The organism is Phormidium sp. FACHB-1136, assembly GCF_014697375.1.
Lineage (GTDB): Bacteria > Cyanobacteriota > Cyanobacteriia > Phormidesmidales > Phormidesmidaceae > Nodosilinea.
The window spans coordinates 1-8,567 of sequence record NZ_JACJRS010000149.1 but is presented as its reverse complement, the minus strand read 5'-3'; the positions used below and the strand labels follow the sequence as shown (position 1 = coordinate 8,567).

Genomic DNA, 8,567 nt, shown 5'->3' with positions numbered 1-8,567 from the left:
AGGAATAATGTCATTGAGATATTTTAAGGTTTTATTTTTGTTGAGCAATTCCTGCTGGCGTTCCTCAAAGTCCCAGAATCCTTTTTGTCCCATAGTCCTGATGAGAAGTGAGTAATTTATACTGTCTATGATCTCATCTTTTCGTGTCTATCGACTATCTCTTTAAGAATCAAAATACTAATGATCAAATATTGGGCTATTAGCAAATATTTCAGGAATCTAGATTTCGACATGAGTCTCATTGTGAGACAGTGCCTTCAGTATTTTTCGAGGTGCCCGATCAAATATTGGGCTATTAGCAAATATTTCAGGAATCTAGATTTCGACATGAGTCTCATTGTGAGACAGTGCCTTCAGTATTTTTCGAGGTGCCCGATTGGCAGTATTCAAGCCTCAGCCGATCACAAACATGCTCTTTTGCCGTGAGCCAGTCTCCCTGACGGCCAGCCCGCTCCCCCCTCAATCCCTAGTTTCCCTAGTTGGCCCAGCGCTATAAAGGCCCAAAAGTGCCCTATGGTAATAATGCAAACTTAGGGTAGTGCAAGGGCCATGGCTAAAGGACGGGGAGTTGTCCGCTGCGGGCAGCAGGTTGCCGCTTTTCTGGCAGTGATGGTGTTGACTTGGGCAATGGTGGGCTGCGCCAAACCCACAGAGCCCACAGTGCTGCTGTCGGAACCTACGGAAGCGCCTCACCTGTTGGCTGGCCCCATTGCCGAGGTGTCGCCACCGGAAACCCTAGATACCCTGAAGCAAATCATTGATGCCTATACGCCTCAGGTGCGTATCCTCAGCCCCCGACCGGGGGAAGTGGTGGAGAGTGCTACGGTGTCGGTGCGGTTCCAGGTGCGCGGGTTGCCCTTGTTTAAAGATGAAACCTGGCAGCTTGGCCCCCACCTCCATGTGTTTTTAGATGACCAGCCCTACCAAGCCGTTTATGATGCCTCGGAGCCCTTGGTACTCGAAGACTTGGCCCCCGGTACCCACACCCTGCGCGTGTTTGCCTCCCGCCCCTGGCATGAGAGCTTTAAAAACGAAGGAGCCTTTGATCAACGCACTTTCCATATCTTCGCGCCCACGCCCCAAAACGAAGTCAACGCCAGTGCCCCCCTGCTCACCTACAGCCGTCCCCAAGGCACCTACGGGGCCGAGCCGATCATGCTGGACTTCTACCTCACGAATGCGCCCCTGCACCTCAGTGCCCAGGAAGATCCCAAGGATGACCTCCACGACTGGCGGATTCGCTGCACCGTCAACGGTCAAAGCTTTGTGTTTGACCAATGGCAACCCATTTACCTCAAAGGGTTCCAGCCCGGTAAAAATTGGGTGCAGCTAGAGTTGATCGACGAAACCGGACGCCCCATCGACAACCGCTTTAACAACACGGTGCGCGTGGTTGACTACCAGCCTGGAGGTACCGATACTCTGTCTCGCTTGGTGCGCGGTGAACTGGACTTGAACGCGGTGGCCAGCATTATCGATCCCACCTACACGCCACCCCTCCCCCCAGAACCAGCGGATGACCCCAGGGCCACCACTGAGTCTGATGGGTCGCAGGATGTCGTCGATCCCGCCCTGCCGGAACCCTTAGCGGAACAGGCCGAGGAGGCCACACCCAAGGCTGACATTCTAGAAAACCCCGAACTAGAAAACCCCGAACTAGAAAACCCCGAACTAGAATCCCTTGACTTACCGCCCCAAGATGTCCCTGAGGAAGCCCCTAGCCTGGTTCCAGTTCCAGTACACCAGACTCTCTCGGCCCCTAGTACTCAGGAAGAGGAGGCTAGGGCGGATCGCGACCCTGTTTCCGCCGAAGACGCCCCTATCGTTGAGGACGAAGTTGGGGATGGGAGAGAAGATGCCGCCAGCGATGCCGCTATCAACATGGATGCTGCACCTGTCCTGGCTCCGCTGACATCTGGCGAGTTCCCCCTCCAAACCCAAACCCAAACTCGTGCACAGACCCAGACCCAGACGCCCCCAGATAGCCCAGCCGATAGGGCCAAGGGAATGATGAAACGCTGGAAGCGCTGGGCCGATCAGCAAACGCTACCGGGCTTTGGGGCTACCCAGCCGGATCCGGAACTAGCACCGCCCGTTCCAGTCTACGAAGTGCCGGCGGCGAATTCCCCAGCCCTAGACACCCCTGAAACGGGATCTACCGACGAGGCCAACGACCTCCCTATGGTGATGCCGGAGTTGATTGAGCCCTACCTCACCCAGCCCTACATGACCGAGCCGCGCCTAGAATTGCAGCCCTTTGATCCGGAGGAAGGGGCGATGGGAGAAGAGATACAACAACCAAGGGAACCTTCCCTAGGGCCAACCGAGGCCGATCAGGACACTTCAACGGAGCGGGAGAACTCCCCAGCCGACGAAGACTCCACCTCACCGAACCCGGTTCAACCGGGGCAATTGCAGCGTTCCTACATTTGAAAAAAAGCGAGGACGCAAACCTGCATCCTCGCCGCAACAGAGACTATTGGATTTAACTCGCCCAACATTCAACCTTGGACGAGTCCTTCTCCGTGAACCTAGATCTCGAACTTCTCGCCCTTGGCGGGGTCAGACCAGTCGCAGGCAAAGCCCTTGGTGTCGGGCACAAACTGGTTCCAAGGTTCGGGATCAATGGGGCCATCGGTCGCCCAGAGGATTTCAAACATGCCGTCCTCCTTCACTTCCCCAATCCGTACGGTCTTGGAGAGGTGGTGGTTGGCGTTCATGGTCACCGGGCCTTCGGGAGCGGCCATATTTTGGCCATAGGCGGCGGCACGCACGGCGGCAATATCAAAGCTGCCAGCGGCTTCCACGGCCTGCTTCCACAGGTAGACCATAATGTAAGCGGCTTCCATGGGGTCGTTGGTTACGCGGTCTTCGCCATACTCAGCCTTGAAGTCCGCCACCCACTTTTCGTTTTCGGGGGTTTCCACGGTTTGGAAGTAGTTCCAGGAGGCCAAGTGCCCCACCAAGAACTCAGGCCCAATCTGGCGCACCTCTTCCTCGGCCACACTCACCGACATCACGGGGTAGAGATCTGGCCCCATGCCTGCGCCCTGCAACTGCTTGAAGAAAGCCACGTTGCTGTCGCCGTTGAGGCTGTTGAAAATCACCCCACCGTTGGGCAGCGCCGCCTTAATCTTCGTGATGATGGGGGTCACCTCGGTGTTGCCCAGGGGCAGGTAGTCTTCGCCCACCGTGTTGCCGCCCTTGGCCTTCAACTGTTCCTTGATGATGGTGTTGGCGGTACGGGGGAACACATAGTCGGATCCCACCAAGAAGAAGTCCTTACCCTTGTTTTCTAGCAGCCAATCCACGGCGGGCTCAATTTGCTGGTTGGGGGCGGCCCCGGTGTAGAAGATGTTCTTAGAGCATTCCTGGCCTTCGTACTGCACCGGATACCACAGCATGTGATCCTTCGACTCGAAGACAGGCAGCACGGCCTTACGGCTGGCGGAAGTCCAGCAGCCAAACACCACTGCCACTTGGTCTTGGTCGATCAACTTCTCCGCTTTTTCGGCAAAGGTGGGCCAATCAGAAGCACCGTCTTCCACAACGGCTTCAATCTGCTGGCCTAGCACACCGCCAGCGTCGTTGATTTCCTTAATCGCCAACTTTTCAGCATCGACCACGGTGGTTTCGCTAATGGCCATGGTGCCGCTGAGGGAGTGGAGAATCCCCACCTTGACCGTTTCGCCGCTGGGAGCAGTGCCACCTTCCGTGGTGCCACCACCCGCTTCAGGGGTCGTGGTAGTAGTTCCACAAGCCTTCAACAGCATAGACGTGCCTAGGGTTGCAGACCCGTAGACCAAAAATTTTCGTCGATTAAATCGTGCGACCATTCAACCTCGCTCCTGACTCAAGAAATAGGGACATTGGGTCACTGCATCACGCGCCAAACCCCCAGAGTGGATGTTAGGCGTAGTGATTGGGAGTAAATGTAGCGCAGAATACAAAAAATAAACTCCACGCCCACAGTTTTTTGAGCGACGTGTGTCCAACCCCACCCTGGAAGTCGCATCTTTGGTGGATATTAGCCCTGGATTGGGCCGGGATCAATCCAAACGCAGGGGATCAAAATGCTTTTGCAGAACTTTTCTTGAAAGAAGTTCTGCCTTAACCCTTAGACGATCATCACGGCTCTAGCCATAATTACCAAGGTATGATTGTCTTCCTTAACCCGCCTCAGCAGATGCTTGGAGCAAATCCAAGATCGATTCAGTAGAAACTATTGGGTCACGAAAGCTCTAATGCGGATGGCGAGACTCGAACTCGCACAGCGTGAGCCACACGCCCCTCAAGCGTGCGTGTCTACCAATTCCACCACATCCGCAAATTGAACTGAAACCGTTCACCCCAGACCTTACGAGGACATTTAGCCTGGAACGCATCTCAGCTTTATCAGGATAAACCATAATGGCGGCATTGTTAGCCCCCTCGGATCACAAATTTTCTCCCACCTCTGCCGTGATAGGATCAGCAACCATCGTATGATTCTGGTTGAGAGACTATCGCCCTACAGAATGCGTTTTTCTAAAATTTTGATTGCTAACCGGGGAGAAATCGCGCTCCGCATTCTCCGCACCTGTGAGGAAATGGGCATCGCCACGGTGGCCGTTCACTCCACGGTGGATCGTCATGCCCTGCATGTCCAACTGGCGGACGAAGCGGTGTGCATTGGCGAAGCGCCTAGCCAAAAGAGCTATCTGAATATCCCGAACATCATCGCAGCGGCCCTCACCCGCAACGCCAGCGCCATCCATCCCGGCTACGGCTTCTTGGCGGAAAATGCCCGCTTTGCAGAAATCTGCGCCGATCACCAGATCGTTTTTGTGGGGCCATCGCCGGAGGCCATCCGCAAGATGGGCGATAAGTCTACGGCCAAGGAAACCATGCAGCGGGTCGGGGTGCCCACGGTTCCCGGCAGCGATGGTCTGCTGACGGACGAAACCGAAGCCTACCGGATTGCCGCCGAGATTGGCTACCCCGTCATCATCAAAGCCACGGCGGGGGGCGGCGGGCGGGGAATGCGCCTGGTGCAAACCGAAGCCGACATGAGCAAAGCCTTTATGGCGGCCCAGGGCGAGGCCCAGGCCGCCTTTGGCAACCCTGGGGTGTACCTAGAGAAATTTGTGGAGCGGCCCCGCCACATCGAGTTTCAAATTTTGGCCGACAGCTACGGCAACGTCGTCCACCTGGGCGAGCGGGATTGCTCCATCCAGCGGCGGCACCAAAAACTTCTTGAGGAAGCCCCCAGCCCCATCCTAACCGCAGAGCAGCGCCAGAAAATGGGCGATGCCGCTGTCCGTGCCGCCCAGGCGATTAACTATGTGGGCGCAGGCACCGTGGAATTCCTGGTGGACAGCCACGGCAATTTCTATTTCATGGAGATGAACACTCGTATTCAGGTGGAACATCCTGTCACCGAAATGATCACGGGCATCGATCTAATTGCCGCCCAACTCCGCGTGGCCCAGGGCGAAAAACTGCCCTTCACCCAGGAGCAAATCCAGTTCCGGGGCCACGCGATTGAATGCCGCATCAACGCCGAAGACCCCGACCACAACTTCCGCCCCAATCCGGGCCGCATCAACGGCTACCTGGCTCCCGGCGGCATGGGGGTACGGATGGATTCCCACGTCTACACCGACTACGAAATTCCACCCTACTACGACTCCCTGATCGGCAAGCTGATTGTGTGGGGGCCAGATCGTCCCACCGCCATTCGCCGCATGAAACGCGCCCTGCGGGAATGTGCCATTACCGGATTGCCCACGACGATTCCCTTCCACCAAAAGGTGCTAGAAAATCCCAACTTCCTCAGTGGCGATGTCTACACTAACTTCGTGGCCCAGATGATGCCTGGAACCAAAGCATGACTGCGACAGGCCGCGATATCCCTGTGAAAACAGAACCCACACAGGGATACGGCTTAGCCCTGTGTTCCTGCCCCTTCCTAGAGGTAACAGACGATTGACGCCTGACTGCGGTGGCTACGTCCTCACACCGCCGCATCCTGCCACAAGGAAAAGGAATCGGATTCCCGTTCCTAACTTTCGTTGTCGAGGATTTTGGGCACCTTGAAGAAGTCCTCTTCTCGGTCGGGGGCACAGTTCAGCATCGTTTCGCGGTCGCCAAAGGGTTCCAACGCATCGGGTCGGGTGATGTTGCTGAGCTCGATGGCGCGGGTGGTGGGTTCTACGTTGGCGGTATCCAGTTCGCTGAGTTGATCCACGTATTCCAGAATGCTGCTGAGCTGTCCGGTAAACTGCTGTTCCTCTTCGGGGGAAAGCTCCAACCGAGCCAGCAGAGCCACTTTACGGACTTGTTCAAGATCAATCATGGTATTGAGATAAAAAATAGTTATGAATAAGGGGCTTAAGCCCCTTGTCTGTAGTTCACTGGCCTGTAGTCCACGACGAACATGTCGATGGATGGCTTAAAAGAAAATGTCGTTCTTTAGGCGTCCGGTGTTTTTCATCCAGTTTTGGGCTTCGATGTAGTTGTTGGGGGCGATGGTGATAGCTTCCAGCCAGTAGCGGGCCGCTTCATCGAAGTAGGTTTCGGCGGAGTCGCTATCCCCAGCCGCTTCGGCCTGTTCGCCCTTGTAGTGGTAGATCACCGCCATGTTGTTGAGGGCTTGGCACATGCGGGGGTTGAGGTCGATGGCTTCCTGATACTTTTCCAGGGCGATCTCATGCTCGCCGTTGCTGGCGTGGATCAGGCCCATGTTGTAGAGAATGAAGCTGCGGTCGTAGGGGTCTTCTTCGAGGGTGAGGGCCTCGCGGTAGTTTTCCATGGCCTCGGCATACTCGCCATCGGCCTGGGCCGACATGCCATCGCGGTAGTAGGCAAAGGCTTCCTTCTCGCTCTTTTTGGCGGGCATCATCTTCAGAATCATGTCCGCCATCACCGTAAAGGACTTGTCGATGAAGTTGTCGTTACGCTGGGTTCTGGGCATAGATGACGTAGGCCAATAAGGGACAGAAAAATAGGAGATTCAGAAAAACCGAGGGCTAGAAGAACCCCAGGACAGAGGGCAGTTGCTCTCTAGATTAGCCTATCAAAGGGCCGATAGTCTGGCCTAGCAGAATCTTGACAAGGTGGTTCTAGATCCCCTCTCCTCTCCCTAATCTTGTAGGGATTTTGAGGAAGCCATTGGAGCTTCACGCCGGAAAAGCGTTCAATTGCCATGGCTAGGACGTTGACACTGGGCTAGGGTTGGCGTTTGGAGAGGGAGCCGACTAAGGTGCCCAGGGCGTGGACGGCATTGGCGACGGATGCCACCGAGCGGGACGTGACCTGTTGCAAGAGGTTGACCTCCTCAGCGGTAAAGCAAGCCTCGGCGGGTTGGTCGGGGTCATCTCTCAGGGTGTAGGTGAGGGCGAGGAGTTACCACCCGACGACGAAATAGAAGGCCAAGGCATTGACCAAGGTGTGGATATCGTCAAATGGTCGGGTTTCGACCTTGAGGCCCCCGGATTTGAGGGTGTCGTGAAGGCACTCGATACGCCAGCACAAGGCATAGAACCGCAGGACTTGCGACACCACCTCTGGGGTATCCAAACGGTAGACAGGCGATAATGGGCTTTAGCTGAAACCGCGCCACGTTGGAGCGGCGCTCTGTAGCCCAGGGGGGGATCCTATGACCTTGAAAGAGCAATTGATGCAAGCGATTGAGGAAGCCTCTGACCCCGTATTGATGGAGGTGCTTGATTTTCTTCAGTTTTTACAGGCTAAGCAGGCTGAGGATGCCGCTGATATTCAATCGGCCCGTGAAGCTCTAGCGACCGTGGCCACGGAAGGCACGGTGTCTTGGGAAGCCCTCAAGGCCGATGTTGGGCTATGAGCTATCCCCCTAGGCAGGAGGGGCATACCATTCGATAGGCTACTCCTAGTGAGTCCACATGCGGATGACTTTGACGGTGCGCTCGGCTTCGAGGACTTCGTAGACTAGCCTGTGCTGAATGTTGATCCGCCTTGAGTAGGCCCCAACTAAGTCGCCCACCAGTTTTTCGTAGGGCGGTGGATTTTGAAACGGGTCGTTTCGCAGAATATCGAGGAGAGCCTGAGCTTTGGGCTTTAGATTGCTAGCGGCCAGCTTTCTAGCATCTTTCTGAGCCTGTTTGGTAAAAACCAGTCGCCAACTCACCAGTCCAGGTCTCCATCGCAGTCTTCGATGGGCGTGGCCAAGCCTGCTTTGATGGACTCTCGCATATTGGGCACCGAGAGCAGGTACAGGGTTTCTTGAATGCTGGCCCAGTCTTCCTCTGAGAGCAGGATGGCATTGACCTTGGCCCCAGTAATTAGGATGGGCTGATGGGATTGGGCGACTTCATCCATCAGTTGGGGCAAGTTGGTTTGGGCACTGTTGACGGATACATCAGCCATGGGACTTCTGTAATGCTGCCTTGATTATTCTAATCTGGGTTTAAGTCGGGCGTTGGGCAGTTGATCGCCGTGCGGTCAGCTCGACTTTATCCATTTGATCCAAAAAGGAAAGCAGCAAGCAGAATTCAGATGAGGGTCTGAGGAACTTGCTGCGATGGAATTTATGTCGATGATGATAGCGT

At 55.5% G+C, this 8,567-nt stretch carries 9 protein-coding genes and 1 tRNA gene; 3 read left to right on the top strand and 7 right to left on the bottom strand.

The features are described from left to right. Positions 1-549: 549 nt before the first annotated feature. Positions 550-2,433 carry a hypothetical protein gene (locus H6G62_RS24830; protein ID WP_190500219.1) on the top strand — a complete coding sequence of 628 codons (1,884 nt, stop codon included), beginning with the start codon at positions 550-552 and terminating at the stop codon, positions 2,431-2,433. 98 nt (positions 2,434-2,531) lie between these two features. Here the strand turns inward: H6G62_RS24830 and urtA are convergent, their stop codons facing one another. Next, positions 2,532-3,836, bottom strand: a complete 1,305-nt coding sequence (urtA, locus tag H6G62_RS24825) for an urea ABC transporter substrate-binding protein (RefSeq protein ID WP_190500217.1) — start codon at positions 3,834-3,836, stop codon at positions 2,532-2,534. A 409-nt stretch (positions 3,837-4,245) separates the two neighbouring features. After that, positions 4,246-4,327 (bottom strand) — tRNA-Leu (locus tag H6G62_RS24820). Positions 4,328-4,517: 190 nt separating this feature from the next. Here H6G62_RS24820 and accC point away from each other — a divergent pair. Continuing rightward, positions 4,518-5,873, top strand: a complete 1,356-nt coding sequence (accC, locus tag H6G62_RS24815; RefSeq protein WP_190500215.1) for an acetyl-CoA carboxylase biotin carboxylase subunit — start codon at positions 4,518-4,520, stop codon at positions 5,871-5,873. A 170-nt stretch (positions 5,874-6,043) separates the two neighbouring features. Here accC and gatC read toward each other — a convergent pair whose 3' ends face one another. The 3 genes from gatC to H6G62_RS24800 form a co-directional block, all read right to left on the bottom strand. Then, complete coding sequence (gene gatC / locus H6G62_RS24810; RefSeq protein ID WP_190500213.1) at positions 6,044-6,337, bottom strand: Asp-tRNA(Asn)/Glu-tRNA(Gln) amidotransferase subunit GatC; 294 nt, start codon at positions 6,335-6,337, stop codon at positions 6,044-6,046. A 96-nt stretch (positions 6,338-6,433) separates the two neighbouring features. After that, the gene (locus tag H6G62_RS24805) at positions 6,434-6,955 is read right to left on the bottom strand and encodes a photosystem I assembly protein Ycf3 (protein ID WP_190500211.1); all 522 of its coding nucleotides are present in this window, start codon (positions 6,953-6,955) and stop codon (positions 6,434-6,436) included. A 431-nt stretch (positions 6,956-7,386) separates the two neighbouring features. Continuing rightward, on the bottom strand, positions 7,387-7,545 hold the full coding sequence (locus tag H6G62_RS24800) for a hypothetical protein (protein ID WP_190500209.1): 159 nt from the start codon (positions 7,543-7,545) through the stop codon (positions 7,387-7,389). Positions 7,546-7,639: 94 nt separating this feature from the next. Between H6G62_RS24800 and H6G62_RS24795 the strand changes: the two genes are divergently transcribed. Then, a complete protein-coding gene (locus H6G62_RS24795; RefSeq protein WP_190500207.1) occupies positions 7,640-7,843 on the top strand; it encodes a DUF2281 domain-containing protein in 204 nt (67 codons plus the stop codon). A 45-nt stretch (positions 7,844-7,888) separates the two neighbouring features. Here H6G62_RS24795 and H6G62_RS24790 read toward each other — a convergent pair whose 3' ends face one another. Continuing rightward, entirely contained in the window at positions 7,889-8,146 is a 258-nt protein-coding gene (locus tag H6G62_RS24790) for a Txe/YoeB family addiction module toxin (RefSeq protein ID WP_190500205.1), read from the bottom strand. Further along, complete coding sequence (locus H6G62_RS24785; RefSeq protein ID WP_190500203.1) at positions 8,143-8,385, bottom strand: type II toxin-antitoxin system Phd/YefM family antitoxin; 243 nt, start codon at positions 8,383-8,385, stop codon at positions 8,143-8,145. Before H6G62_RS24785 ends, H6G62_RS24790 begins: the two co-directional genes overlap by 4 nt. Positions 8,386-8,567 lie beyond the last annotated feature (182 nt).

Coding starts and splice junctions, on each gene's coding strand:
- H6G62_RS24830 (WP_190500219.1), top strand. CDS start 550: ATGGCTAAAGGACGGGGAGTTGTCCGCTGCGGGCAGCAGGTTGCCGCT.
- urtA (WP_190500217.1), bottom strand. CDS start 3,836: ATGGTCGCACGATTTAATCGACGAAAATTTTTGGTCTACGGGTCTGCA.
- accC (WP_190500215.1), top strand. CDS start 4,518: ATGCGTTTTTCTAAAATTTTGATTGCTAACCGGGGAGAAATCGCGCTC.
- gatC (WP_190500213.1), bottom strand. CDS start 6,337: ATGATTGATCTTGAACAAGTCCGTAAAGTGGCTCTGCTGGCTCGGTTG.
- H6G62_RS24805 (WP_190500211.1), bottom strand. CDS start 6,955: ATGCCCAGAACCCAGCGTAACGACAACTTCATCGACAAGTCCTTTACG.
- H6G62_RS24795 (WP_190500207.1), top strand. CDS start 7,640: ATGACCTTGAAAGAGCAATTGATGCAAGCGATTGAGGAAGCCTCTGAC.
- H6G62_RS24785 (WP_190500203.1), bottom strand. CDS start 8,385: ATGGCTGATGTATCCGTCAACAGTGCCCAAACCAACTTGCCCCAACTG.